This is a genomic window from Pseudomonas sp. S2_A05 (genome assembly GCF_054668485.1).
Window position 1 is genome coordinate 758,951 of the sequence record NZ_CP162775.1, and the last position, 24,429, is coordinate 783,379.

23 protein-coding genes and 2 pseudogenes are annotated in these 24,429 nt (G+C 59.1%); 5 read left to right on the top strand and 20 right to left on the bottom strand.

What is annotated here, in order from left to right; translation table 11 throughout:
- Window positions 1–33: 33 nt before the first annotated feature.
- Both AB4O12_RS03515 and ccoG read right to left on the bottom strand, forming a co-directional pair.
- A complete protein-coding gene (locus tag AB4O12_RS03515; RefSeq protein WP_056784237.1) occupies window positions 34–573 on the bottom strand; it encodes a FixH family protein in 540 nt (179 codons plus the stop codon).
- 13 nt (window positions 574–586) lie between these two features.
- A complete protein-coding gene (gene ccoG, locus AB4O12_RS03520) occupies window positions 587–2,002 on the bottom strand; it encodes a cytochrome c oxidase accessory protein CcoG (protein WP_016773872.1) in 1,416 nt (471 codons plus the stop codon).
- A gap of 485 nt (window positions 2,003–2,487) precedes the next feature.
- On the opposite strand from ccoG, the pseudogene AB4O12_RS03525 reads away from it, so the two are divergent.
- Window positions 2,488–3,491: pseudogene (locus AB4O12_RS03525) on the top strand (metallophosphoesterase family protein).
- Window positions 3,492–3,529: 38 nt separating this feature from the next.
- On the opposite strand, the gene AB4O12_RS03530 reads toward AB4O12_RS03525, so the two are convergent.
- The 10 genes from AB4O12_RS03530 to ccoN (AB4O12_RS03575) all read right to left on the bottom strand — a co-directional run bounded on the left by AB4O12_RS03530 (window position 3,530) and on the right by ccoN (AB4O12_RS03575) (window position 11,627).
- On the bottom strand, window positions 3,530–3,949 hold the full coding sequence (locus AB4O12_RS03530) for a type II toxin-antitoxin system VapC family toxin (protein WP_150635814.1): 420 nt from the start codon (window positions 3,947–3,949) through the stop codon (window positions 3,530–3,532).
- Complete coding sequence (locus AB4O12_RS03535; protein WP_315435821.1) at window positions 3,949–4,203, bottom strand: type II toxin-antitoxin system Phd/YefM family antitoxin; 255 nt, start codon at window positions 4,201–4,203, stop codon at window positions 3,949–3,951. Before AB4O12_RS03535 ends, AB4O12_RS03530 begins: the two co-directional genes overlap by 1 nt.
- A gap of 526 nt (window positions 4,204–4,729) precedes the next feature.
- Window positions 4,730–5,713 carry a cytochrome-c oxidase, cbb3-type subunit III gene (ccoP, locus tag AB4O12_RS03540; protein WP_150741399.1) on the bottom strand — a complete coding sequence of 328 codons (984 nt, stop codon included), beginning with the start codon at window positions 5,711–5,713 and terminating at the stop codon, window positions 4,730–4,732.
- Complete coding sequence (locus AB4O12_RS03545) at window positions 5,710–5,895, bottom strand: CcoQ/FixQ family Cbb3-type cytochrome c oxidase assembly chaperone (RefSeq protein ID WP_016775513.1); 186 nt, start codon at window positions 5,893–5,895, stop codon at window positions 5,710–5,712. The genes ccoP (AB4O12_RS03540) and AB4O12_RS03545 overlap by 4 nt, the downstream gene beginning before the upstream one ends.
- Before the next feature lie 5 nt (window positions 5,896–5,900).
- The gene (ccoO, locus tag AB4O12_RS03550; protein ID WP_007917161.1) at window positions 5,901–6,509 is read right to left on the bottom strand and encodes a cytochrome-c oxidase, cbb3-type subunit II; all 609 of its coding nucleotides are present in this window, start codon (window positions 6,507–6,509) and stop codon (window positions 5,901–5,903) included.
- Window positions 6,509–7,951 (bottom strand): cytochrome-c oxidase, cbb3-type subunit I, encoded by a 1,443-nt coding sequence (ccoN, locus tag AB4O12_RS03555; protein WP_460060347.1) that lies wholly within the window; start codon window positions 7,949–7,951, stop codon window positions 6,509–6,511. Before ccoN (AB4O12_RS03555) ends, ccoO (AB4O12_RS03550) begins: the two co-directional genes overlap by 1 nt.
- A gap of 481 nt (window positions 7,952–8,432) precedes the next feature.
- Window positions 8,433–9,386: a cytochrome-c oxidase, cbb3-type subunit III gene (gene ccoP, locus AB4O12_RS03560; RefSeq protein ID WP_460060349.1), complete on the bottom strand. Its 954-nt coding sequence runs from the start codon at window positions 9,384–9,386 to the stop codon at window positions 8,433–8,435.
- Complete coding sequence (locus AB4O12_RS03565) at window positions 9,383–9,580, bottom strand: cbb3-type cytochrome oxidase subunit 3 (RefSeq protein WP_016773878.1); 198 nt, start codon at window positions 9,578–9,580, stop codon at window positions 9,383–9,385. Before AB4O12_RS03565 ends, ccoP (AB4O12_RS03560) begins: the two co-directional genes overlap by 4 nt.
- A 3-nt stretch (window positions 9,581–9,583) precedes the next feature.
- A complete protein-coding gene (gene ccoO / locus AB4O12_RS03570; protein ID WP_056784249.1) occupies window positions 9,584–10,192 on the bottom strand; it encodes a cytochrome-c oxidase, cbb3-type subunit II in 609 nt (202 codons plus the stop codon).
- 10 nt (window positions 10,193–10,202) lie between these two features.
- Entirely contained in the window at window positions 10,203–11,627 is a 1,425-nt protein-coding gene (ccoN, locus tag AB4O12_RS03575; RefSeq protein ID WP_217850964.1) for a cytochrome-c oxidase, cbb3-type subunit I, read from the bottom strand.
- Window positions 11,628–11,717: 90 nt separating this feature from the next.
- Here ccoN (AB4O12_RS03575) and AB4O12_RS03580 point away from each other — a divergent pair, with 90 nt between their 5' ends.
- On the top strand, window positions 11,718–12,398 hold the full coding sequence (locus AB4O12_RS03580) for an alpha/beta family hydrolase (RefSeq protein WP_375123363.1): 681 nt from the start codon (window positions 11,718–11,720) through the stop codon (window positions 12,396–12,398).
- Window positions 12,399–13,731: 1,333 nt separating this feature from the next.
- Window positions 13,732–14,084 (top strand): annotated as a pseudogene (locus AB4O12_RS03585) (DUF6124 family protein).
- Window positions 14,085–14,256: 172 nt separating this feature from the next.
- Here AB4O12_RS03585 and AB4O12_RS03590 read toward each other — a convergent pair.
- From AB4O12_RS03590 to inhA, 4 genes are all read right to left on the bottom strand, one after another.
- The gene (locus AB4O12_RS03590) at window positions 14,257–14,727 is read right to left on the bottom strand and encodes a hypothetical protein (RefSeq protein ID WP_052392185.1); all 471 of its coding nucleotides are present in this window, start codon (window positions 14,725–14,727) and stop codon (window positions 14,257–14,259) included.
- A 328-nt stretch (window positions 14,728–15,055) separates the two neighbouring features.
- Window positions 15,056–16,621, bottom strand: coding sequence for a methyl-accepting chemotaxis protein (locus tag AB4O12_RS03595; protein WP_305382569.1), 1,566 nt, complete (start codon window positions 16,619–16,621; stop codon window positions 15,056–15,058).
- 102 nt (window positions 16,622–16,723) lie between these two features.
- Complete coding sequence (locus AB4O12_RS03600) at window positions 16,724–17,515, bottom strand: CPBP family intramembrane glutamic endopeptidase (protein ID WP_460060350.1); 792 nt, start codon at window positions 17,513–17,515, stop codon at window positions 16,724–16,726.
- A gap of 209 nt (window positions 17,516–17,724) precedes the next feature.
- Window positions 17,725–18,411, bottom strand: a complete 687-nt coding sequence (inhA, locus tag AB4O12_RS03605) for an isonitrile hydratase (protein ID WP_460060351.1) — start codon at window positions 18,409–18,411, stop codon at window positions 17,725–17,727.
- 89 nt (window positions 18,412–18,500) lie between these two features.
- On the opposite strand from inhA, the gene AB4O12_RS03610 reads away from it, so the two are divergent.
- Window positions 18,501–19,484, top strand: coding sequence for a GlxA family transcriptional regulator (locus AB4O12_RS03610; protein WP_375123364.1), 984 nt, complete (start codon window positions 18,501–18,503; stop codon window positions 19,482–19,484).
- On the opposite strand, the gene AB4O12_RS03615 is transcribed toward AB4O12_RS03610, so the two are convergent.
- The gene (locus AB4O12_RS03615; protein ID WP_460060353.1) at window positions 19,453–20,340 is read right to left on the bottom strand and encodes an alpha/beta fold hydrolase; all 888 of its coding nucleotides are present in this window, start codon (window positions 20,338–20,340) and stop codon (window positions 19,453–19,455) included. The genes AB4O12_RS03610 and AB4O12_RS03615 overlap by 32 nt on opposite strands.
- Window positions 20,341–20,454: 114 nt before the next feature.
- On the opposite strand from AB4O12_RS03615, the gene AB4O12_RS03620 reads away from it, so the two are divergent.
- Window positions 20,455–21,063, top strand: coding sequence for a hypothetical protein (locus tag AB4O12_RS03620; RefSeq protein WP_241664637.1), 609 nt, complete (start codon window positions 20,455–20,457; stop codon window positions 21,061–21,063).
- Here AB4O12_RS03620 and AB4O12_RS03625 read toward each other — a convergent pair.
- The 3 genes from AB4O12_RS03625 to AB4O12_RS03635 form a co-directional block, all read right to left on the bottom strand.
- Window positions 21,035–21,424, bottom strand: a complete 390-nt coding sequence (locus AB4O12_RS03625) for a hypothetical protein (protein WP_130928540.1) — start codon at window positions 21,422–21,424, stop codon at window positions 21,035–21,037. The genes AB4O12_RS03620 and AB4O12_RS03625 overlap by 29 nt on opposite strands.
- 307 nt (window positions 21,425–21,731) lie before the next feature.
- Window positions 21,732–23,558 carry a glycoside hydrolase family 15 protein gene (locus AB4O12_RS03630; protein ID WP_460060355.1) on the bottom strand — a complete coding sequence of 609 codons (1,827 nt, stop codon included), beginning with the start codon at window positions 23,556–23,558 and terminating at the stop codon, window positions 21,732–21,734.
- A complete protein-coding gene (locus AB4O12_RS03635) occupies window positions 23,551–24,351 on the bottom strand; it encodes a glucose 1-dehydrogenase (protein WP_252869101.1) in 801 nt (266 codons plus the stop codon). Before AB4O12_RS03635 ends, AB4O12_RS03630 begins: the two co-directional genes overlap by 8 nt.
- Window positions 24,352–24,429 lie beyond the last annotated feature (78 nt).

Consider the following 24,429-nt stretch of genomic DNA (forward strand, 5'->3'; position numbering starts at 1 on the left):
AGAGGGCTAGGGTGAGGGGCTCTTGATTTTGATTCACTTCTTCAGGTCTTCCGCACCCTGCAGTGGCTCATCCCCCAGCAGCAGTTCCTTGTCATGGCTGACCAGCTCTTCTTCAAACATGCGCCACACGTGCTCGTCCTGGCTGCCGAGCAACTCGACAAAGCGCCGCCCTTCGACCTTGTCGCTTAGCTGGCCGATGTAGCGCCCGCTCTCGCTGCCACTGCGGGTCAGAACGATCTTGCGATCCTTTTCCGGCTGGGTCGGCGAGATCAGGTTCAGTTCCAGGGTTTGCGGCTGGCTGTCACCGTTCAAGCGCAGATCGACTTCACCGGTCACATCATCCAGATGCACCGCCGCACGCAGCTTCAGGGTTTGCGCCAGCAGCTCGCGATCCAGTGAACGGTTGATGCCTTTGCCCGCCTCGTAGTAGTTGTCGTTGACCAAGTTGTCCGGGTTGTTCACCGCGATGGTCACCATCGACAGGGTCAAGGCCACCGAGCAGGCCAGAATCGCGATGATGATCCACGGCCAGAGGTGCTTGTACCAGGGACTTGCGGCGTTTGCAGCGGGCATGTTCAAAATTCTCTCAACGGATTTGTGGGCCGATGAATCGGCTCTTGGCTTCAACGTGGACGCTTTCGTCATCGGCATCCTTGAGGATGAATTTCACCTCGTTGGTGCTCGATGGCAGTTGTTCCGGTGCGCTCGACAACTCGACCGGCATGCTGACGATATCGCCGGCGGCAACCTTGATCTCGCGCTTGCCTTGCAGGCGCAGGTCCGGCAGCCCCTCGGCTTGCAGCAGGTAAGTGTGGTCGCGCTGATCCTTGTTCATGATCTTCAGGCTGTAGACGTTTTCGATCCGGCCTTCAGCGTTTTCGCGGTACAGCACGCGGTCTTTGCTGACGTCGAAGCCGACCAGTGAACGCATGAAGAACGCGGCGACCAACAGGCTGATCATCGCCAGCAGCACCACGGCGTAACCGATCAGGCGCGGTCGCAGTTTATGGGTTTTCTGCCCGGAGAGGTTGTGTTCGGTGGTGTAACTGATCAGGCCGCGCGGGTAATCCATCTTGTCCATGATGCTGTCGCAAGCGTCGATGCACGCCGCGCAGCCGATGCATTCGATCTGCAGGCCATCGCGGATGTCGATGCCGGTCGGGCAGACCTGCACGCACATCGTGCAGTCGATGCAATCGCCCAGCCCCAGCGCCTTGTAGTCGATGCCTTTCTTGCGCGGCCCACGGCTTTCGCCACGGCGCGGGTCGTAGGAAACGATCAGCGTGTCCTTGTCGAACATCACGCTCTGGAAGCGCGCATACGGGCACATGTAGATGCACACCTGCTCACGTAACCAACCGGCGTTGCCGTACGTGGCAAGGGTGAAAAAACCGACCCAGAAATACGACCAGCCATCGGCCTGGCCGGTGAAGAACTCGATGACCAGTTCGCGGATCGGCGAGAAGTAGCCGACAAAGGTCATGCCGGTGACAAAACCGATCAACAGCCACAGCGAGTGCTTGGCCAGTTTGCGCAGGAATTTGTTGGCGCTCATCGGCGCCTTGTCGAGCTTGATGCGCTGGTTGCGGTCGCCTTCGGTGACCTTTTCGCACCACATGAAAATCCACGTCCACACGCTCTGCGGGCAGGTATAACCGCACCAGACACGCCCGGCATAGACAGTGATGAAGAACAGGCCGAACGCGGCAATGATCAACAGGCCCGAGAGCAGGATGAAATCCTGTGGCCAGAAAGTCGCGCCGAAGATGAAGAACTTGCGCTCCGGCAGGTTCCACCACACCGCCTGATGACCGCCCCAGTTCAGCCACACCGTGCCGAAATACAGCAGAAACAACGCCGCACCGCCGAGCATCCGCAGATTGCGGAACAGGCCGGTGAAAGCCCGGGTGTAGATTTTTTCTCGTGAGGCATAAAGATCGACGCTGTTGTTCGCGTTCTTGCTCGGTGGCGTGACGTCGTGTACCGGAATCTGATTGCTCATCATTGCATCCCACGGCAGTGGAAAAATGCCTCGGTCGATACGTGCCAACCGAAGTCAAAAAGGGCTGTTGCAGTAGCGTGATGATACGCCTGCCGCTCAGGCTCAAGGGTGCGACCTTTGGTCGCGTTGGAGTAAAAAATGCGGATGGTGTAGCGATTGCGCAAAAGCCTGACGCAGATCAATTGACTTGTTGAGTATGGACGCTTTTGCCGAAGTGGCTAGTTCATCCTTTCAATTGTTTGTTCACGCCACTGCCGTTGATTTCGCAAGTTGAATAACACCCGTGATTGTTTTCGTCCAGGCGACAACTCAGGCCGGACGCTACGGGTTTCTATTGATTGGTATGTTGTAAGTTGTTGGGTCTGAAATATATTCACTCGATTGTTGTAGGTGAAGGCTTTGAAGTTTTCGCGGTATTCGAATAAGTTCTGTTCGCGCGAAACTTCTTTTGCGTACCGAAAATTAATTGAAATGGAATTTCAAGCATGGCTTTGAATAAATTCATGAGCACCTTTATGGGTGCTTGTCTGGTAGCTTCGGCTATTACCGCTCAGGCTACAACTGGCATGCCGAAATATATGGTCTTTGCTTCGGATACTCAATATCCGTGGACAGACAAGACTGATATCCGCGAGCCCGAATCGGATTCAGAATTCACGGCGCGCTCGAAATGGCTGATTGAAACCCAACTTGCAAGCATTGCCGAATTCAGAAATCTACACGGCTCCCAAGCGCAGGTTCCTTTGATGATCAATGGCGATATAACCGCTTTTGGTCATGGCTGGCAGCGCTCGTTCATGAAGGATTCGCTGAACAGGCACTTCAAGGGTGAATATCTTTACGGCTTGGGCAATCACGACTATGAAAACAATGTTGATGATTGCTTTACCAATAACTGTGCTGCAGGAAGTATTGTCGAGTTCAAAGAACATCATGAAGGTAAAGTCGATAACTTTGATCTGAAAATCACTGACGGTTTTCTGAGCAAGACGTATGCCGGTAGCCTCGCCTATTCGAAAAATATCGGCGAAGTGCATATGGTTCAGCTCAATAACGAGCCGACCTACACCACCCGGATTGCTCATCCGTTGAACCCGACGACGTTCGAAATCAACGACGCACTGGACTGGCTCGAGACTGATCTGAGACTGGCGCGAGCGTCTGGCTACGCCATCATTATCAATATGCATAAACCCTTGCGGCACCAGGGCAGCCCCGAGCAGAAGAAGCGTTTCCATGACATGGTCAACAAGTACCAGGTGACGGCCATTTTCGCCGGCCACCTGCATACCGAGGAGGAAGTTCCTACTGGGAAGGCAGCGTCCCCATGTATCTCAGCGGAAGCACCTCTCAGCAAACCTACCTGACTGCGAATTTCACCGAGGATCGCAAGCATTTGCAGATCTATCTGGTGAAGAACAACCAGTGGCGTGAGCGGACGCTGATCGATACCACGGTTGTGCATTCAATCTTTGCCCAACGCCCATGAAAAAAGCCCCGCCGGTGATAGGGCGGGGTGTTCAGCAGTCAGTTATTGGCAGCGATCCATGGGTTGATCAGATTGACGCCGCTGAGTTGAAAGTCCGCAATGTTGCGAGTTACCAGCGTAAGCCCGTGCACAAGCGCGGTGGCGGCGATCAAGGCGTCGCATTCACTGCTGCGGTCGGGAACATGCAATCGTGCGCACCGGGTGGCGACGCTGGTATCGACAGGCAGGATTCTTCCAGAGAACGCCGGTTTGACGTGATGTTCCAGCCAGTTGCGCAGCAGCTGGCCTTGTGAAGGGCCACGACGTTCGATACGCAGGACGCCCGTTTCCAGTTCCAGCACAGTCATTGCAGATAGATACAGGCTGGCTGGGGAAACGCTGTTTGCCCATTTCACCACATGCCTGTCGGCTTGTTTTTTGCGCAGCTCGGAAACTACATTGGTATCCAGTAGGAACATCAGGAAAGGTCCACGCTGCGAGGAGTGATTACAGCGCGCTCGGGTCCGAATTCGATTTCAAGCGCATTCGGCATCGCCAGCAGCTCAACGATGCTGGTCTCGCAACCGGTCAGTTTCTGGTACTCCTCAATGCTGAGCAATACGTGGGCAGGCCTGCCTCGGTCAGTAATGATTACTGGACCTTGACGCGTGGCTTTTTTGGCTGCACTGGTGTCCTGATTGAACTCGCGGCTGGAAATGGTGGTGATGGCCATCATGTTTGGCCTCCAGAAATTCTGATGTAGGAACGTTTCTATTTTGAGGTTTTCACCGCAATCGGAAAGGCAGGTCGGGGTCGATCGGTTTGTCAATTTCATAAGGGCACCGGCGAAGGCGCCTCCCGCCAAGGCGTGAGGCACTGGATACAGGGCGTAAATTCGGTGTTTTTGCTGCCCTTGTCAGAGCAATCTACCGCCCCCGAGGCCGTCGAGTCCGCCACCGTTACCGGGGCTGTTAATGGTTTGCTGCGACACCACGAGTAACGGTTTCACAGATGTTGGTTCGAACCCTGCCCTATGGGTAGAGCCGGGTTGAGGCTGATTTTGCAGTGTGCTTTGGTGATCTTTCGACATTGGGGCTTCATCCTTGAAGTAGTCCCGATATGGCTTATCGGGGCGAAAAAACCTACCTTGCATCGCAGCTCAGGTCCATTGAGCAAGCGTTTCGAATCATGAATGCCAGCATGAAAAAAGGCCCCGCCAATTCTCATTGGCGGGGCCTTTTTTGCTTCAAGCGTTGGCCTTACTCAGCCTTCGCCTCCGGTGTTTTTTCACCATGGGACAAACTGTAAACATACGCCGCCAGCAGGTGCACCTTGTCATTGCCCTGCAGTTGTTCCTGCGCAGGCATCTGGCCCTGACGACCGTAACGGATGGTCTGCTGCAGTTGCGCGAAGCTCGAGCCGTAGATGAATGCGCCCGGATGGGTCAGGTCAGGCGCACCCATGGCCGGCGTGCCTTTGCCGGCAGGGCCGTGGCAAGCCACGCAGTTGGCGGCGAAGAGTTTCTGGCCGTTGGCCGGGTCGGCCTTGGTGCCTTCCGGCAATTTACGGCCGTCGAGATTGGTCACCACGTAAGCAGCCACATCGGCCACGCCTTGCTCACCGATCACTTCCGCCCACGCCGGCATCACCGCGTGGCGGCCGCCCATGATGGTGGTCTTGATGGTTTCCGGCTCACCGCCCCAGCGCCAGTCGGCGTCGGTCAGGTTGGGGAAGCCATAGGCGCCCTTGGCGTCGGAACCGTGGCACACCGAGCAGTTGGACGCGAACAGACGGCCGCCCATTTTCAGTGCTTGCGGATCCTTGGCGACTTCTTCGATCGGCATCGCCGCGAACTTGGCGAAAATCGGACCGAAGCGCGCGTCCGAACGGGCCATTTCCTTTTCCCACTCGTGGACGCCGGTCCAGCCGGTCTGGCCGTTGGCGAACGCGGTCTGTTTCTCGGTATCCAGATAGTTGTAGCCCGGCAGCAGACCTTTCCAGTTGCCCAGACCCGGGTACAGCACCAGATAACCCAGGGCAAAAATGATGGTGCCGACGAACAGCATGAACCACCATTTCGGCAGCGGGTTGTCGTACTCCTCGATCCCGTCGAAGGAGTGGCCGACCGTCTCGTCCGTCTGTTCGCTGCGCTGGCCCTTGCGGGTCGACAGCAGCAGCCAGGTCAGGGCGAAGATCGTACCGAGACTGAGGACTGTGACGTACAGACTCCAGAATGTAGTCATTCTTTGTTACTCCTAGAAGCTTGCTCGACGTGCTTGATGGCTTCGGGATCATCGGCAAAAGGCAGCATGGTCGCATCGTCGAATTCCGACTTGCGCTTGGGGCTGAACACCCACAAGGCCAGACCGATGAAGGCCACCATCACGACAACGGTGCCCAGGCCTCGAATCATCCCGATATCCATCAGATTCACCGTTTGCTTTTGATGATGGTGCCCAGGCCTTGCAGATAGGCCACCAGCGCGTCCATTTCGGTTTTGCCCTTCACGGCATCCTGTGCACCGGCGATGTCTTCGTCGGTGTAAGGCACGCCGAGGGTGCGCAAGACTTCCATTTTTTTCGCGGTTTCCTTGCCGTCGAGCTTGTTTTCCACGAGGAACGGGTAAGCCGGCATTTTCGACTCGGGGACCACGTTGCGCGGGTTGTACAAGTGCGCACGTTGCCAGTCATCGGAGTAACGACCGCCCACACGGGCCAGATCCGGGCCGGTACGTTTGGAGCCCCACAGGAACGGGTGGTCCCAGACGCTTTCACCGGCGACCGAATAGTGGCCATAGCGTTCGGTTTCAGCGCGGAACGGGCGGATCATCTGCGAGTGGCAGCCGACACAACCGTTGGCGATGTAGACGTCGCGGCCTTCCAGTTCCAGCGCCGAACGTGGCTTCATGCCCTCGACCGGCTTGTTGGTGACGTCCTGGAAGAACAGCGGAACAATTTGGGTCAGACCACCGACGCTGACGGCGATGACCATGAAGAAGGCCAGCAGGCCAATATTCTTCTCGACAGCTTCATGCTTCATCAGTGAGCTCCAACGACGGCAATCTTGGCGGCGGCTTCGGCTTCAACCGGATCCGACGCACGGACAGTGCGGTACACGTTGTAAGCCATCAGCAGCATGCCGCTGGCAAAGAAAGCACCGCCCAGCGCGCGGACGATGAAGCCCGGGTGGCTGGCCTGCAGCGCTTCGACGAACGAGTAGGTGAGGGTGCCGTCATCGTTGATTGCACGCCACATCAGGCCCTGGGTGATGCCGTTGACCCACATCGACGCGATGTAGAGCACAGTACCGATGGTCGCAAGCCAGAAGTGCGCATTGATCAGCCCGGTGCTGTGCATCTGCGCGCGGCCGAACAGTTTCGGGATCATGTGGTAGATCGCGCCGATCGAGATCATTGCTACCCAACCGAGGGCGCCGGCGTGGACGTGGCCGATGGTCCAGTCGGTGTAGTGCGAGAGCGAGTTGACGGTTTTGATCGCCATCATCGGCCCTTCGAAGGTCGACATGCCGTAGAACGCCAGCGATACCACGAGGAAGCGCAGGATCGGGTCGGTGCGCAACTTATGCCAGGCGCCCGACAGGGTCATCATGCCGTTGATCATGCCGCCCCAGCTTGGCGCCAGGAGGATGATCGACATCGCCATGCCCAGCGATTGTGCCCAGTCCGGCAGGGCGGTGTAGTGCAGGTGGTGCGGGCCGGCCCAGATGTACAGGGTGATCAGCGCCCAGAAGTGCACGATCGACAGACGATAGGAGTAGATCGGGCGTTCGGCCTGTTTCGGCACAAAGTAGTACATCATCCCGAGGAAACCGGTGGTCAGGAAGAAGCCCACCGCGTTGTGGCCGTACCACCACTGGATCATCGCGTCAGTGGCGCCGGAGTAGGCCGAATACGACTTGAACAGGCTGACCGGCAGCGACATGTGGTTGACGATGTGCAGCATCGCGGTGACCACGATGAACGCCCCGTAGAACCAGTTGCCCACATAGATGTGCTTGGTTTTGCGCTTGGTGATGGTGCCGAAGAACACCAGACCGTAGGTGACCCAGACAATGGCCAGCAAAATGGCGATCGGCCATTCCAGCTCGGCGTATTCCTTGGTGGTGGTGTAACCCAGCGGCAAGGTAATGATTGCGCCGACGATGACCGCTTGCCAGCCCCAGAAGGTGAAGGCTGCGAGGCTGTCGGAAATCAGTCGCGTCTGGCAGGTTCGCTGCACGACATAGTAGGAAGTGGCAAACAGTGCACAACCGCCGAAGGCGAAAATCACCAGGTTTGTGTGCAACGGGCGCAGGCGTCCAAAGCTCGTCCACGGCAGACCGAAGTTCAGTTCCGGCCAGACCAGTTGCGAGGCGATGAAGACACCGAGCCCCATGCCAAGGATCCCCCAGATCACCGTCATGATGGCGAACTGGCGGACTACCTTATAGTTATAAGCAGTCGGACTGATTGCTGTGCTCATTCTAAGGTTCCACGGTTTGGGTATTTTTATAGGGATAAAATCGGCCGCAAGTATGTATAAAGCAGGGGGTCATTGCAACGCGCCATGACCTGGGTCAATGCTTTCCAACGCTGATTCTGCGGCCTTTCCATGCGCCGCGTAGGGTCAAAAATGGCCTCTGACAAAATGTCGCAGTGTGCGTAAAAAGCTCGCAATTCGGATCGCCGTCAACGGTGCCCGTTCACAGGTCGTGATCGGGAAATTGCGGGCAATCGGCGCAACAGCCGTTATCTACCTGCGTTTGCGGCGAATCCATCAACCGTTTCACGGCGCGCATCGTTCGGGATTGATCTGGAAACCGACTTCAGCCGGTCCGCTTCGATGAAGCGTAGACCCGAATCCGGGGTTCCGAAAGGAGGGGATCCAAGGGGTGCGACAATGCGTCGCAAAGGGGCGGGAAACTGCCGCAGCGAGAAAGCTGCGGCAGTGGTGTACGCAATTGCTATTTCTTGTTGTCTTCAGTTATCAGTTTTTCTGTGTTCAATCCGTGGCTCAGGCTGTACACATAAGCGGCGAGCAATTGCACTTTATCGTTGCCCAGCAATTCGTTCTGCGCTGGCATATGCCCCTGACGACCATGGCGAATGGTCTGCTCCAGTTGGGTCAGGCTGGTGCCATAAATGAAGCCGGCCGGGTGGGTAAGATTCGGTGCGCCCATGGCAGGGGTGCCTTGGCCAGTTGCGCCGTGGCAAGCCACGCACGTGGTGCTGAACGCCTGCTGCCCGGCTTGCAGGTCTGCCTTGCTGTCGGCAGGTAGCGGCAGGCCGGCGAGTTCGTGGCGCACGTAGGCGGCAACGTTTTTCACCCCGGCCTCACCGAGCACTTCGCCCCAGGCCGGCATAGCCGCCATGCGGCCGCCCATGATGGTGGTCTTGATCGTCTCGGCATCGCCGCCCCAGCGCCAGTCGCTGTCGGCAAGGTTAGGGAAGCCGAACGCGCCCTTGGCATCCGAGCCGTGGCACACCGAGCAATTGGAGGCGAACAGACGACCGCCCATTTTCAGCGCCTGCGGATCCTTGGCCACTTCTTCCAGCGGCATCGCCGCGAATTTGGCGAAGATCGGCCCGAACCGGGCGTCCGCCTTGTTCATTTCCTTTTCCCATTCGTGCACGCCTGTCCAGCCATCCTCATAGCCGGGCAGGATGCCTTTCCAGTTGCCCAGGCCCGGATAGAGAATCAGATAACCCACCGAGAACACCAGCGTGCCGGCGAACAGCATGAACCACCACTGCGGCAGTGGATTGTCGTATTCCTCGATGCCGTCGAAGCTGTGGCCCATGGTCTGGTCGACGCTGCCCTTGGTCTCGCCCCGGCGCGTGCCGATCAGCAACGAGGTCAGGCCGATCAGGCTGCCAATGGTCAGTACGCAGATCCACGTACTCCAGAAGGTGGTCATGGCCGGGTACTCCTTGTTTCAGGGGCTGAAATTGTTTCGGGTAGTGGTTCGTCGGCGAACGGCAGCAGGCGTGCTTCGGCGAATTCCGGGGTGCGCTTGCGGTTGAACACCCATAAGGTCAGGCCGACGAACGCGACGAACACCACGACCGTGCCGAGACCGCGAATCAGGCCTGCACTCATTTCAATGACCATGGCTCACCTCTTGCTCTTGATTGCAGTGCCGAGCACTTGCAGGTAGGAAACGAGGGCGTCCATTTCGGTCTTGCCCTTGAGGCTGGCGACTGCGCCGCTGATGTCGTCATCGGTATACGGCACGCCGAGGGTACGCATGGTTTTGAGCTTGGTTTCGGTGTGGCTGCTGTCGACCGCTTGGGTGACCAGCCACGGGTAGGCCGGCATCTTCGACTCCGGCACGACGTTGCGCGGGTTGTACAAGTGCGCGCGGTGCCAGTCATCCGAGTAACGCGCGCCGACCCGGGCGAGGTCCGGACCGGTACGTTTCGAGCCCCACAGGAACGGGTGATCCCAAACGCTTTCGCCCGCAACCGAGTAGTGCCCGTAACGTTCGGTTTCGGCGCGGAACGGACGGATCATCTGCGAGTGGCAACCGACGCAGCCTTCGCGGATGTAGATGTCGCGACCTTCCAGTTGCAGCGCGGTATAGGGCTTCATGCCCTCCACCGGTTTGTTGGTGACGTCCTGGAAGAACAGCGGGATGATCTGGGTCAGGCCGCCGATGCTCACGGCGAACACCATCAACAGCATCAGCAGGCCGACGTTCTTTTCAATCGTTTCGTGTTTCATGGCGGACTCCTCAGGCCATCTGCGCGGCAGCGACGACGTCGGCAGGCTGCGAGGCCCGCACGGTGCGCCAGGTGTTGTAAGCCATCAGGAACATGCCGCTTAAGAAAATCGCCCCGCCGATCAGCCGCACGACAAAGCCCGGATGGCTGGCCACCAGGGTTTCGACGAAGGAATACGTCAGCGTGCCGTCCTCGTTGACTGCGCGCCACATCAGGCCCTGGGCGATGCCGTTGACCCACATCGAGGCGATGTAGAGCACGGTGCCGATGGTCGCGAGCCAGAAATGCGCGTTGATCAGTCCGACGCTGTGCATCTGCGCTTTGCCGAAGATTTTCGGGATCATGTGGTACAGCGCGCCGATCGAGATCATCGCTACCCAGCCGAGGGCGCCGGCGTGAACGTGGCCGATGGTCCAGTCGGTGTAGTGGGAGAGGGCGTTGACAGTCTTGATGGCCATCATCGGCCCTTCGAAGGTCGACATGCCGTAGAACGCCAGCGACACCACGAGGAAGCGCAGGATCGGGTCGCTGCGCAACTTATGCCAGGCGCCGGAGAGGGTCATCATGCCGTTGATCATGCCGCCCCAGCTCGGTGCCAGCAGGATCAGCGACATCACCATGCCCAGTGACTGTGCCCAGTCCGGCAGCGCGGTGTAGTGCAAGTGGTGCGGGCCGGCCCAGATGTACAGGGTGATCAAGGCCCAGAAGTGCACGATTGACAGGCGATACGAATACACCGGACGTTCGGCCTGTTTCGGCACGAAGTAATACATCATCCCGAGGAAACCGGCGGTGAGGAAAAAGCCCACAGCGTTGTGGCCGTACCACCACTGCACCATCGCGTCGGTTGCACCGGCGTACACCGAGTAGGACTTGGTGAAACTCACCGGCAACTCAAGGTTGTTGACGATGTGCAGAATCGCCACGGTGATGATGAACGCGCCGAAGAACCAGTTGCCCACATAAATGTGTTTGGTTTTGCGCTGCATGATCGTGCCGAAGAACACGATCGCATAGGCGACCCAGACGATGGTGATCAGGATGTCGATCGGCCATTCCAGTTCGGCGTATTCCTTGGAGCTGGTGTAACCCAGCGGCAGGCTGATCGCCGCCAGCAGGATCACCAGTTGCCAGCCCCAGAAGCAGAACGCGGCGATTTGCGGCGCAAACAATTGCGTCTGGCAGGTGCGTTGCACCGAATAGAAAGAGCTGGCGAACAGCGCGCAGCCACCGAAGGCGAAGATCACCGCGTTGGTGTGCAGCGGGCGCAGACGGCCGAAACTGGTCCAGGGCAAATTGAAGTTGAGTTCCGGCCAGACCAATTGCGCCGCGAGAAAAACCCCGAGGCCCATGCCGACGATGCCCCACACCACCGTCATAATGGCGAATTGGCGGACCACCTTGTAGTTGTAGGCGGTACTGATAGAAGTGTTCATGGTTCCCCATCCACGGTTCAGCCGAAGTGAGCGCGCAAACGGCGCGAATCCTTCGCCTGGAGTTATAGGCAGACTAAAAGCGAGGCAAGCATGGACAAACAGCACAAGGCCAGTATTGACGGGGATCAATGGGCGCAGTGTGTGCTCGATCATGGGTGGCTTTGGGATGCCGCTGTTGGTGAGGCTTCGGCAACGCTGATTCTGGCGCACGGGGCGGGGGCGCCGATGGATAGCGAGTGGATGAACGACATGGCTGGGCGCCTTGCCGGGCTTGGGGTCAACGTGTTGCGCTTTGAGTTTCCCTATATGGCGCAGCGGCGGGTGGATGGGGTTAAGCGGCCGCCGAATCCTGCTGGCAAGTTGCAGGAATGTTGGCGGGAGGTGTTTGCGGTTGTGCGGCGTCATGTCGCTGGGCCGTTGGCGATTGGCGGCAAGTCGATGGGCGGGCGGATGGCGAGTCTGGTGGCGGATGAGTTGGGGGTGGATGCGTTGGTATGTCTGGGGTATCCGTTTTATGCGGTGGGGAAGCCGGAGAAACCGCGGGTTGAGCATTTGGCTTCGTTGCGCACGCGGGCGTTGATTGTGCAGGGAGAGCGGGACGCTCTGGGGAATCGCGAGGCGGTTGAGGGCTATTCGTTAGCGCCGGGGATTGAGGTGTTTTGGTTGGTGGCGGGGGATCATGATTTGAAGCCGCTCAAGGCTTCTGGCTTTGCGCATTCCGATCATTTGGCGGGTGCTGCGCAGAAGGTGGCTGAATTTCTCGGTGACTGATTTTGAGCCGGGCCGGGATTTTGCGTTGCATGAAGACCTGCTCCCTTTCCCCCTCGCCCCCTTGGGGGAGAGGGTTGGGGTGAGGGGGCTAGCTTTTGATCTTGCTCTTGGGGGCATATCCGTTGCTTTGGGAGCTGCGGCTGGCGGTTTCGCCTGACGGCGACTTACTTTTTTACAAGCGCCTAAAAAAGTAAGCAAAAAACGCTAGCTCCTGCGTTCGGCCCTCGCAGGCTCGGGTTCCTTCGCTCCGGGACTGATCCGGGCGCAGCGGCTCCGGTTTGCTTCGCTGCACCTCCTTCCGCTGTGTCTGGCTGCGCCAGACGGTCGCTACGCTCCCACCCCCGGATCAATCCCTCCACTCAGCCTTCCGACGTCGCCGGTGGATCAAGATCAAGAGCACTCGAGCTTGCGCTCATTGTTGAGTGGTGCGGCTTCGCCGCGGGCAGCTGCGCTGCCTTGCTTTTCTGTGGGAGCGAGCCTGCTCGCGAAGGCGGCCTGACAGCCGACCTGATTCTTCCTGATGTACACCGCGCTCCTTGTAGGAGTGAGCCTGCTCGCGATGGCGGTCTCCCAGTCGACCAATCTCTACCGTTTGGACCAAATCCCTGTGGGAGCTGGCTTGCCAGCGATGGCAGCCTCCAAGCCGACCAATCCCCCACTGATGTACCCGATCCAAATGTGGGAGCGAGCCTGCTCGCGAAGGCGGCCTGACAGCCGACCTGATTCTTCCTGATGTACACCGCGCTCCTTGTAGAAGTGAGCCAGCTCGCGATGGCGGTCTCCCAGTCGACCAATCTCTACCTTTTGGACCAAATCCCTGTGGGAGCTGGCTTGCCAGCGATGGCAGCCTCCAAGTCGACCAATCCCCCACTGATGTACCCGATCCAAATGTGGGAGCGAGCCTGCTCGCGAAAGCTCCCTTCCAGACGACATCAAACCACCTGCCTGTCAGAGGCAATCTCTGAACTTAAACATCATCAAATACCAATGTTTAAACTACACGACCCGTTACGCCATCCCGGCTACAACTCCTTGCGCCATTGCCTACGCCTACGCCAGAATCCGCCGGCTTACGCGTCTAGGCGGCGGGCTATATCGTTTGTCTGTCACTGAGAAACAGTGATGGGGTTTGGTAGCCCGCGTCGAAACCGTTGTATAGCGTCACCGTATGCAGTCCCGTTTCGGGGCTCGACTTTTATGGTGGGCATGCGTGGGGCTCCTTTGTGAGCGCCGGGTTTCCTGTTTCGACCGGTCTACCAACCTGCGTATGACCACCACCTTTCGTTTGGTAGCGAGGGTGTTGGCTCCCAATATTCGAAACCGGAGTACGCCCATGTTCAAAGTCACCCCCAACCCGCCACCCCCCACGACCGCGCTCTCGATCCGCAAAAAATCCAGGAAGCCACCGACCGCGCCCTCGATTACTACCTCAAACCCGAAGATCTGGCCGCTCCACCAAGCTCTCCAAAATATCGCCCGATCTATGTCGTGGACCCCACGCTGGATGACGAAACCCTGTTGATCGAAGCCTGCGAGTCGCTTTCATACGCGCATGCCATGGCCGGTAACATCGCCAACTCGATAGGCGGCCCGGAACGCAAACCACTGCTGGCGCTGCAACAGGTAATCATGCTCAACGAACAGTTGGTCAATCGACTGCTGGATAAGCTGAAGTTGCCTCAATAATTTCGCTGGCTGTTATGGCCTCTTCGCGAGCAGGCTCGCTCCCACAGGGGATTGGTGTCTGGCACCTAATCTGTGATCAGCGCAGATCCAGTGTGGGAGTGAGCCTGCTCGCGAAGCGCCATACGGCTGAAAGGGCGGGGATGCAATCTGATCGAAACGTTGTCGCGAAAAATCACAAATCATCCCTAAGCAAGTTGAAAGTACCTATAGGCTGCGTTCGGTATCCATGGCTTTTGAACTTTGCTTCAAATGTACCTTTAGCAATCCCCTTGGTGGGATGGATGTCGATAGTGACCGTGGCTTCATCAGCATCAACATAAGTAAATCCATAAAACCCAGAGGGTCCAGGTGACGAGTGGCCGTGCTGGAATGTCAGCCCGTCTTCTAGCGTATAGGTTTTATGGAACGGGGCGTCACTGGTATAGGGGATCGAGAAAGAGTAGAGAAAGATGTTCTTCTCCTCCAGCGTTCCTGTAGATCCTGAGATTGACCAGCTCTTTTCGCCCGTCGGAATAAAATGACGTAACTCAAAAGAAATTATAGTGGCCGTTGTTTCAGGGTTGGTGCCGAATTGCCAAGTGAAAACATTAGACTGTTTTGCAATGGCACCTGGTTTTGGGATGAGGATGCTATGTTTGCTCATTTTTTAGCTCCTTGGTCATATCGTGATGATGAAAACCATCTGTTCAACGATTTATAGATATGCCCCTGAAACTTGAATGTCTACTGTAAGACCTGACAGTAGACATACGCTGTATTCTGTGGATTTTCGCCAGGATTTCCGAATGTGCAGCGCAAAACTTTCTGATGAAGTTCAATATTAGATGTCTCGGTTTGGCAGGCGGCGCAATGCAAGACTGAACTACTCAAGCGCAGTCTCAACCTACTCAAATCCTATTGAGTAGTTCATTGACACAACAAAAAACCCGGAAAGCTCACGCCATCCGGGTTTTTTCATTCCAGCCTTCCAATCAGCGGTTAAACCGCGCCACCAACGAATACTGCGTGTTGGCCGTCTTCGTCAGTTCTTCACTGAGCAACGCCGAGTTGTGCGCTTGTTCCGAGGTCTGATCGGCCAGTTCCGAGATATTGCTGATGTTGCGGCTGATCTCTTCAGCCACGGCACTTTGCTCTTCGGTCGCGGCGGCGATCTGGGTGGTCATGTCGGTGATGTTGGCCACTGCTTCGCTGATGCCGACCAGCGCCTGATCCGCTTCCAAGACCCGCGCCACGCCTTCTTCAGCCTGGCGATGGCCGGCTTCCATGGTTTGCACGGCGCTGGAGGCGGTCTGTTGCAACTTGGCGATCAGGGCGTGAATCTGCCCAGTGGACTCGCTGGTGCGTTGCGCCAGTTGGCGGACTTCGTCAGCCACGACCGCAAAACCACGGCCCATTTCACCGGCACGTGCAGCCTCGATGGCAGCGTTGAGGGCGAGGAGGTTGGTCTGGTCGGCGATGCCTTTGATCACGTCGACCACGCCGCCGATTTCGTCGCTGTCCTTGGCCAGTTGCGTCACGGTCAGGCCGGTTTCGCCGACGACCACCGACAGACGCTGGATCGCTTCGCGGGTTTCCCCGGCGATGTCGCGGCCGCGGCCGGTCAGGCGGTTGGCTTCCTGGGTGGCGTCAGCGGTGCGCTGTACGTGGCTGGCGACTTCCTGGGTTGTGGCGGCCATCTGGTTGACGGCGGTGGCGACCTGTTCGGTTTCCACGCGCTGGCGTTCCAGGCCGGTTGAGCTGTTGTGCGCCAGGGCGTCGGACTGCTTGGCCTGTTCGGTCAAGTGCTCGGCGGTGTCCTGCAGGCGGGTCAGACAGGTTTTCAGGCGTGCTTCCTGGCTGAGGATCGACATTTCCAGACGCGCCTGGGCGCCACGGCTGTCGGTGTACATCTGCGCGATCAGCGGGTCGGAGGTGGTCTGTTCGGCCAGGCGCAGCAGGCGCTTGAGCCCGCGTTGCTGCCATTGCAGGCCCATCAGGCCCAGCGGCACCGACAAACCGGCGGCGAGGGCGAAGCCCCACTGCGAGTTCAGCGTCGCGCCGATCATGAAGCTCAGCTGGCTGACCAGAATGAACGGCAGCCAGTCCTGCAGGAGCGGCAGCCATTTGTCCGTCGAAGGAATCGCCGACTTGCCCTGGTTGATGCGTTGGTAGAGCGCTTCGGCGCGGCGGATCTGTTCGGCGGTGGGCTTGACGCGCACGGACTCGTAACCGATCACCTGGCTGCCATCGAACACCGGTGTGACATAGGCGTTAACCCAATAGTGGTCACCGGATTTGCAGCGATTCTTGACGATGCCCATCCATGGCAAGCCTTGTTTCAGTGTGCCCCACATGTGCGAGAACACCGCCGACGGCACGTCAGGGTGACGGACCAGATTGTGCGGCGCACGGATCAGTTCCTCTCGCGAAAACCCGCTGATTTCAACGAACGCGTCGTTGCAGTAGGTGATCATGCCCTTGGCATCGGTGGTGGAAATCAACCGTTGCTGAGCTGGAAAGGTCCGCTCGCGTTGTGTAATGGGCTGGTTGTTACGCATGGTTTTTCAATCCGCAAGGCTTTGAAAGGTTGTCGGCGCTGACAGGTTTTTATTGAAGTTTTTTTTCAGAATTAAGTACGGCGTCGCAGAACCGCGCTTGCATCAACTGGCCAGCATCGGATAGGTGAACAGACCGAAGTGCAACAGATTCAGGCCGAAATGGGTGGCGATCGCCGCGCCCAGTCCGCCGAAACGGTAGGCCAGACCATAGCCGACCCCGGCCAGTCCCGCCAGCAACACCCAGGTCCAGCCAGCACCGACATGCACCAGACCGAACAACAGCGAGGCCAACAGCAGCGCGAGATTGTCGCCGTAGGGCAGGTGCTTGAAGCGACGGCTCAGCCCGCCCTGTATATAGCCGCGAAACAGCGCTTCCTCGACCAGCGTCACCAGCAGCAGATTGTTCAGCACCCACAGCCAGGCCTGATCCGGCCATTTCGGTGCCCAGGCGATCACGCCAAGTAAAAGCGCGCCGCCGAGGGCGAGAATCGCGCACAGCGTCAGGGCGAGGGCGGTGGCATAGACCGTCAGGCGCAACGATCGCCGCGCGACGATCCACGGACAAACCAGCAGCAACCATAAGCCCACCAGCGGTTTGTCGAGATTGAAGTACATCGCGAACGGCACGGCGTTGTCAGTGAAACGTTGCGGATTGATCACCCGGCCGTTGGCGAAGCCCGGCAGCCAGTGCAGCGCCAGTGCCACCGCTAAAACAATGAACAGGCCATGGCCGAGCCAACGCGCGACCGGCACCTCTTGCTGACGCACGGCGAATGCGGCGAACAACAGAAGCCCGACGGAGATCAACGCCAGCCAACCGAGCTGGCCGTAGCTCAGGGCCAGTCCGTAACCGAGGCCGAGCAGCGCGAGATAGAGCCGGGGCAGCGCCTTCATCGAAAGTCCTTGTGCGAGATTTCTGGAAGGGGCTTTCTACACGGGCGAGGGAGGTGGGACAAGTGAAGGTGTGGCAGTCATGCCAGACACAAATCAAATGTGGGAGCGAGCCTGCTCGCGAATGCGGTCTTCCAGATGACGTCACTGGCGCCTGACACTCCGCCTTCGCGAGCAGGCTCGCTCCCACAGGTTTTGCATTCGGCTGGATATCAGCGCAGGCCCAGTTTGGCCGCTGCGCGTTCGGTAATCTCGGTACGCAGCTTCAACGACGGCACCGCGCGCAACCGCGCTTCATCGACCACCGCACTCGGTGCCACGTCCGGGCTGCCGGCATTGAACGGCGGTGCCGGGGCATATTCCAGTTGCAACTGCACCAGTTGCGCTGTGTCGGCATCGACCAGTTCCGCCGCCAGCACCAAGGCAAAATCGATCCCGGCAGTGATTCCGCCACCGGTAAACAGATTGCCGTCGCGTACCACCCGATCCTTCACCGCAACCGCGCCCAGCGTCGGCAGCAACTCGTGATAGGCCCAGTGCGTGGTCGCACGTTTGCCATGCAGCAGGCCCGCCGCGCCGAGCACCAGCGAGCCGGTGCACACCGAGGTTACGTAACGTGCCTGGGCGGCCCGGCGTTTGATGAAGTCCAACGTCTGCTGATCTTCCATCAACGGCCCGACGCCGCCACCGCCGGGTACGCAGATTACGTCCAGATCCGGGCAATCCTCGAAAGTCGTAGTCGGTTTCAGCAGCAGCCCGGTGCTGGATGTCACTGGCATCAGATCCTTCCAGATCAGGTGGACCTGCACGCCGGGCAACGAGGCGAGGACGTCGTAGGGGCCGGTGAGGTCGAGTTGCTGAACCTGCGGGAATAACAGAAAACCGATCTGCAGCGTCATCGTTCTTGCTCCGTTGAAAGAAGTGGACGACTTCACTGTAGGCGGGTAGGTTCTGGCGCATACGCCAATCACCCCACGAATTACGCCAAATGCCCAAAGCCATTCACGTCCTCGCGTTTGCCAACATGCAGATTCTCGATGTCACCGGGCCGCTGCAGGTGTTCGCCTCGGCCAACGATCTGGCTCGCCAGCGCGGTTTGCCCACACCCTATGCGCCGAGCGTGATCGCCAGCGGCGGTGGGGCGGTGATGTCATCGGCGGGGTTGGCGGTGCTCGCCGAACCCTTGCCAAAAACGCCCAGCGACACCTTGATCATCGCCGGCGGCTGGGGCATTTATCCCGCCGCCGAAGACTCGCAACTGGTCGACTGGGTGCGCGAGCACGGCACTCACTGCCGGCGCGTGGCTTCGGTATGCACCGGGGCCTTTCTGCTCGCGGCCAGCGGCTGGCTTGATGGTCGCCGCGTGGTCACGCACTGGACGCGCTGCGAGCAACTGGCCGCGCAACATCCCAATCTGCACGTGGAAGCCAACCCGATTTTCATCAACGACGGCCCGGTATGGACTTCCGCCGGGGTCACGGCCGGTATCGATCTGGCGTTGGCCATGGTCGAAGAAGACCTCGGCCGCGACATCGCCCTCGACGTCGCCCGGCACTTGGTCGTCTTCCTGAAACGCCCGGGCGGACAGTCGCAGTTCAGCGTGACGCTGTCGCTGCAACAACAGGGCAACCGCTTCGATGAACTGCACGCCTGGATCGCCGAGAACCTGACCTGCGACCTCGGCATCCCGACCCTCGCCGAACAGGCTGGCATGAGCGAACGCAGCTTCATCCGCCACTACCGCGCCGACACCGGCCAGACCCCGGCGCGGGCGATCGAATTGATCCGCGTCGAAACCGCGCGGCGACTGCTCAGCGATACCGGTTTGCCGGTGAAACGCATCGCCGCCAATTGCGGGTTTGGCAGCGAAGAGACGCTGCGGCGCAGTTTTTTGCGAGCGATTGGCGTGACGCCGCAGGCTTATCGGGAGCGGTTTTCGGTCAGCGTTGCAGCAGATCCAGTATTGCCTTGAGGGTTTCCTGCGGCGCTTCTTCGGGAATGTTGTGGCCGACACCCGCGAGCACGCGCCGCTCATAAAAGCCGCTGAAATGCTCGGCATCTTCATCAATCAGCGAAGGCGGGCCGACGCCATCATCGCCACCGCACAGCGAAATACTCGGCACGCTGATCACCGGCTTTGTGGCCAGCGCTTCTTCCATCCACTCCAGAGCTGGATCGCCCGGGGCGTAGCCGAAGCGATGCCGATAGGAATGAATCACCACGTCGACAAAGTCAGGATTATCAAAAGCGCCAGCGGTCAGCGGGTAGCGTTCGTCCTTTCTCGCCCATGTCGGCGACCACAGCCGCCAGAGCAACTGACACAACTCCCGGCGATTCTGCTTAAGGCCCTCGGCGCCACGCGGCGTGTGGAAATAGTACTGATACCAGAGCCGATGCTCGTCTTCCGGGTCCAACGGCTGGTTCGCATGGGCGATGTCCTGCACGAGGTAGCCGTCGCCGCTGACCAGCCCGCGCACTCGCGCCGGAAACAACGCCGCGACAATACACGCTGCCCGACCGCCCCAGTCATAACCGCAAAGCGTGGCCTGTTCGATGCCCAGCGCATCCATCAGATCGAGCAAGTCCTGCGCCATCGCAGCTTGCTGGCCGGAGCGCAGGGTTTGCGCACTGTTGAACCGGGTCGGCCCGTAACCGCGCAAGTACGGCACGATGACGCGGTAGCCTCGCGCGGCCAGCGCCGGGGCGACTTCGTCGAAGGTGCGCGGGGAATAGGGGAAGCCGTGGAGCAGAATCACCGGGGCGCCGTTGTTCGGACCGTGCTGTTCGTAGGCAATGGTCAGAAAAGGCGTAAGGACTGACTGAATCATGACTGTCAACTCCGTGCAAACGTCTTCCAAACCCTAGACCATCGGATAGACTGCGCAGCTCATTCTGTCGACTGGCTTCAAGGACGATACATGTCACTCAAAACGCTGCTTGTTATGTTGGCACTTGTCGTGATGCTGACCGGTTGCGCATCGCCGCCACCGGCATTGCCGGACACCCCGCAGCGCCGTGAACTGATGGAGCGCATGTTTGCCAAGTCGACGATCATGCTGTCCTTCAAGGAGTTGGACGCACGATCCGCTACCGTGCCGGGCGAACCGCAACGCCAGCTCAGCGCCGATGAGGCATTGGCCAGCCATAAGCAACAAATGAATGTAGACCTGCCGGCGGCGTACTGGGAGCAGCGCCGTGCAAACCTTGCGCAACTTATCGATGCCAGAGCAAAAGGTGAAGCCATCGGTCTGGCGGCATACAAGCAGAAGTACTTCGAGCAATTATCCCTGGCACCGACGTCAATGCTCGCGGCGCTGGCCAATGCCCCGAGGATGGACGCGCTGGCAGAGTTTCCATTGGTGCTGCCCAATGACCATCAGCTCAGTTACTTCTACCTGATGACCGTTGCGGATGAAACGTTTTGGGAAATCGAGCAGTTCTACCAGCACATGGCCGATCTGGACGCCCAGTACGGCGTCTGTGCCCTGTACCCGGATTGCTACCGCCCGGACTTCCGCACGGCTAAGCCTCAAGCTCCGCGATCTGATTGAAATACTTCGTCCGATCCGGCGTAAACGTCACCTTCATCTTCGTCCGCGAACACATCAGCGAACGCTCCTGCGCCAGATCAATATCCAGATCCTCACCGCGCAGACCCTGCCACTGCGCCAGATATTTCAGTGAGCCGTACTTCTCGTTTTTCTTCAGGCTGCGACTGACGCCACCCTTCCAGCCCAGCACCGGCAATTCACCGGCCAGGCAGCGCTGGGCCAGTTCGGGAAAGCGTTCGGCGCGCTGGCGGCCGATTTCCCAACATTTGATCAGGCCTTTGTCGGCGGCTTCCCAGAGCTGGGTGCGAGTCAGTCCGCTGCGAAGAGGGGAGGCGATGCTGCGCTGGACGTGGTGAGGCATTCCGGTTCCTTGAATTCGGGTGTGGTTGGACAGCTCCGCTGTGCCCGTTGCGTTGGATGGTAGGTGTGGATGTAACGGCTGGCAACAAGGTATTTCGCCGTGTAAGCGTACGTTGCGGGAAGCGTTTCAACGTAACGTGTGTGGCGTATGTAGGAGCAGTTTTTACACAGACTGTCGCCAGACATAACCGCCGTGCAGGTTTCACGTTGGGTATGGGCCTGTTGCCGTTGGCTGGCGGGCAGGCCCGTTGTGGAAAAATCCCGTCCAGTCAGGGATAGGTCTGACATGCGCTGACGAAAAAACAGCCCTACGGCTGCCAGGAACTCTTCTCGCCACTCAGCTTGCGATCAAGAAAACTCGCCGCACTGATCAACGCCAGATGCGTCAGCGCTTGCGGCGTGTTGCCCAGGTGCCGCCCGTGGCTGTCGAACTCTTCGGCGTACAGCCCAAGCGGATTGGCATATCGCAGCAATTGCTCGAACTCCAGGTGGGCTTTTTCCACCTGGCCGGCGCGGGCCAGGCATTCGACGTACCAGAACGAACACGCGGCGAACGCGCCTTCGGTGCCGCTGAGGCCATCGATGTTGGCGTCTTCGTTGCGATAGCGATAGACCATGCCGTCACGCACCAGGGTTTTTTCGATTGCTTCCAGAGTCGACAGCCAGCGCGGATCCTTGGCGCTGACGAAGCGCACCAGCGGCATCAGCAGCATCGAGCCATCCAGTGCGGTGCCGCCCTTGTACTGAACGAAATGCCCGCGTTCTTCGTCCCAGAAGTTTTCCCAGATGTCGGTGTAGATCGCTTGCCGGGTGTCATCCCAACGGGCGAACGGCGCCGGCAGCGAACGTTTGGAAGCCAGACGGATCGCCCGGTCCAACGCCACCCAGCACATCAGCCGCGAGTGCAGGAAATGATGGGTCTCACCGCGCATTTCCCAGATGCCGACATCTTCGCTCTGCCAGTTTTCGCAGACCTGATCGACCACTTCGCCGACATGCCGCCAGCCTTCGTGGGAAATGGCGTCGCCGTACTTGTTGACCAGATACACGGCGTCCATCAGCTCACCGAAGATGTCGAGCTGGATTTGGTCATAAGCGCCGTTACCGATGCGCACCGGTTGCGCGCCGCCGTGACCGGACAGGTGCGTGAGTTCGGTTTCCGGCAATTCCTGCTGGCCGTCGATGGCATAGAGGATGTTGAGTTTCATTGGTTTGCCGCAGCAATCGCTCACCCGTCCGCGCAGCCATTGCATGTAGTGGTTGGCTTCATCGACAAAGCCCAGGCGCATGAACGCGTAAACGGTGAACGAGGCATCGCGGATCCACGTGTAGCGGTAATCCCAATTGCGCTCGCCGCCGGGAGTTTCCGGCAGGCCGAAGGTGGCGGCGGCGAGAATCGCACCGTGGCGACGCGAGGTCAGCAGTTTCAGGGCGAGGGCGGAGCGATTGACGATTTCCCGCCAGCGCCCGCGATAGTTGGATTGGCCGATCCAGCCGCGCCAGTATTTCAGGGTGCGCTCCATGCACAACTCGCCGGCGCCTTCGGCAAAACGCGGATCGTCGCTGCCGCCGAGCATGAACGCGGCGGTTTCATTGTGCTTGAGGGTGAACTGCGCGACGGCCGCTTGCGCATCGATTTGCAGTGCCTGATCTGAAGCCAGGCGTATCGACGGCTGGCCAGCGGCGTGGAACGTTACGTCTTTTTCGTCCATTTCTGCCCGGGTGTCGGCGCGGCCATAGTCGTGGCGCACCGCGCAACGCAGATTGAACGTCGCCGAGCCGCTGACCACGCGCACCCGGCGCATCAGCAGCGGCAGGGCGTCGACATCGTCTCCGATGGGCAAAAGATCGGTGATTTCCACCACTGCGTGCTCACTTAGCCAACGGGTCTGCAAGACGTTGGTGTCGGGCAGATAAATCTGTTCCCGGCGCGCATCCGGCAAGTCCGGCGCGAGCTGGAAAATCCCTGCTTCAGGGGTATCGAGCAGCGAGCAGAAGATCGTCGGGCTGTCGAACTCCGGCCAGCAGAAAAAATCCACGCTGCCCTTGTCGTTGACCAGTGCGGCGCTGCGCATGTCGCCGATGATGCCGTGGGCACCGATGGGACTTTGTTGTTCCACTTCAGGCTCAGCCATTGCCGCGAAACTCCGGATAGAGGCTCATCCCGCCATCGATGAACAGGGTGGTGCCGACGATGTAATCGGACAGGTCGGAAGCGAGGAAAACCACTGCGTTGGCGACATCCTCGACATCGCCGATGCGCCCGTACGGAATCAGCTCAAGAAGTTTGTCGCCGGCCGCGCCTTCAGTGGCTTCTGTGTTGATAGCCGTGCTGATCGCACCGGGCGCGATGCTGTTGATGCGGATGCGCTGGTGGCTGACTTCCTGGGCGAGGCTCTGCATCAATTGATCGACGCCGCCCTTGGACGCCGCGTAATTGACATGCCCGGCCCATGGAATGCGCTGGTGCACCGAACTCATGTGAATGATCTTGCCCGCCGCGCGCGACACGCCTTCGCGCACGCCCTGACGCTGGAAAATCCGCAACGCCGCCCGTGCGCAGAGGAACTGCCCGGTGAGGTTGACGCCGATCACCGTGTTCCAGTCGTCGAGGGTCATGTCCACGGCGGCAGCGTCTTTTTGCAGACCGGAGTTGGCCACCAGAATGTCCAGCGAGCCGAAGGCTTCGACGGTCTCGGCGAACAGCCGCTCGACCTCGTCCTCTTTCGAAACATCGGCGCCGATAGCGAGGGCCTTGCCGCCCTTGGCGTTGATTTGCGCGGCCAGTTCTTCCGCAGGTTCAGCGCTGCTGTTGTAGTTGATCACGACCGCAGCACCGGCCGCAGCGAGTGCTTTAGCTGCGGCATGGCCGATGCCGGAGCTGGCACCCGTGACCAGCGCCACCTGATGAGCGAGGGAAATCTGCATGACGATTCGCGCCTTGGTTCCAGAGACTTAAGTAGCTGACTGATGGCAGACGCTGAGAGTTCATTTGCTGGATGCGGT

Bases quoted from the DNA above. Each gene is read 5' to 3' on its own strand.
- AB4O12_RS03625 (WP_130928540.1), bottom strand. From the start codon at position 21,424: ATGCCTCACCACGTCCAGCGCAGCATCGCCTCCCCTCTTCGCAGCGGA.
- ccoP (WP_460060349.1), bottom strand. From the start codon at position 9,386: ATGACCACCTTCTGGAGTACGTGGATCTGCGTACTGACCATTGGCAGC.
- AB4O12_RS03565 (WP_016773878.1), bottom strand. From the start codon at position 9,580: ATGGTCATTGAAATGAGTGCAGGCCTGATTCGCGGTCTCGGCACGGTC.
- AB4O12_RS03515 (WP_056784237.1), bottom strand. From the start codon at position 573: ATGCCCGCTGCAAACGCCGCAAGTCCCTGGTACAAGCACCTCTGGCCG.
- AB4O12_RS03635 (WP_252869101.1), bottom strand. From the start codon at position 24,351: ATGCAGATTTCCCTCGCTCATCAGGTGGCGCTGGTCACGGGTGCCAGC.
- AB4O12_RS03580 (WP_375123363.1), top strand. From the start codon at position 11,718: ATGGACAAACAGCACAAGGCCAGTATTGACGGGGATCAATGGGCGCAG.
- ccoO (WP_056784249.1), bottom strand. From the start codon at position 10,192: ATGAAACACGAAACGATTGAAAAGAACGTCGGCCTGCTGATGCTGTTG.
- inhA (WP_460060351.1), bottom strand. From the start codon at position 18,411: ATGACGCTGCAGATCGGTTTTCTGTTATTCCCGCAGGTTCAGCAACTC.
- AB4O12_RS03615 (WP_460060353.1), bottom strand. From the start codon at position 20,340: ATGATTCAGTCAGTCCTTACGCCTTTTCTGACCATTGCCTACGAACAG.
- AB4O12_RS03545 (WP_016775513.1), bottom strand. From the start codon at position 5,895: ATGGATATCGGGATGATTCGAGGCCTGGGCACCGTTGTCGTGATGGTG.
- AB4O12_RS03610 (WP_375123364.1), top strand. From the start codon at position 18,501: ATGCCCAAAGCCATTCACGTCCTCGCGTTTGCCAACATGCAGATTCTC.
- AB4O12_RS03620 (WP_241664637.1), top strand. From the start codon at position 20,455: ATGTTGGCACTTGTCGTGATGCTGACCGGTTGCGCATCGCCGCCACCG.
- ccoO (WP_007917161.1), bottom strand. From the start codon at position 6,509: ATGAAGCATGAAGCTGTCGAGAAGAATATTGGCCTGCTGGCCTTCTTC.
- AB4O12_RS03595 (WP_305382569.1), bottom strand. From the start codon at position 16,621: ATGCGTAACAACCAGCCCATTACACAACGCGAGCGGACCTTTCCAGCT.
- AB4O12_RS03535 (WP_315435821.1), bottom strand. From the start codon at position 4,203: ATGGCCATCACCACCATTTCCAGCCGCGAGTTCAATCAGGACACCAGT.
- AB4O12_RS03590 (WP_052392185.1), bottom strand. From the start codon at position 14,727: ATGAGCAAACATAGCATCCTCATCCCAAAACCAGGTGCCATTGCAAAA.
- ccoN (WP_460060347.1), bottom strand. From the start codon at position 7,951: ATGAGCACAGCAATCAGTCCGACTGCTTATAACTATAAGGTAGTCCGC.
- AB4O12_RS03530 (WP_150635814.1), bottom strand. From the start codon at position 3,949: ATGTTCCTACTGGATACCAATGTAGTTTCCGAGCTGCGCAAAAAACAA.
- ccoP (WP_150741399.1), bottom strand. From the start codon at position 5,713: ATGACTACATTCTGGAGTCTGTACGTCACAGTCCTCAGTCTCGGTACG.
- AB4O12_RS03630 (WP_460060355.1), bottom strand. From the start codon at position 23,558: ATGGCTGAGCCTGAAGTGGAACAACAAAGTCCCATCGGTGCCCACGGC.
- AB4O12_RS03600 (WP_460060350.1), bottom strand. From the start codon at position 17,515: ATGAAGGCGCTGCCCCGGCTCTATCTCGCGCTGCTCGGCCTCGGTTAC.
- ccoN (WP_217850964.1), bottom strand. From the start codon at position 11,627: ATGAACACTTCTATCAGTACCGCCTACAACTACAAGGTGGTCCGCCAA.
- ccoG (WP_016773872.1), bottom strand. From the start codon at position 2,002: ATGAGCAATCAGATTCCGGTACACGACGTCACGCCACCGAGCAAGAAC.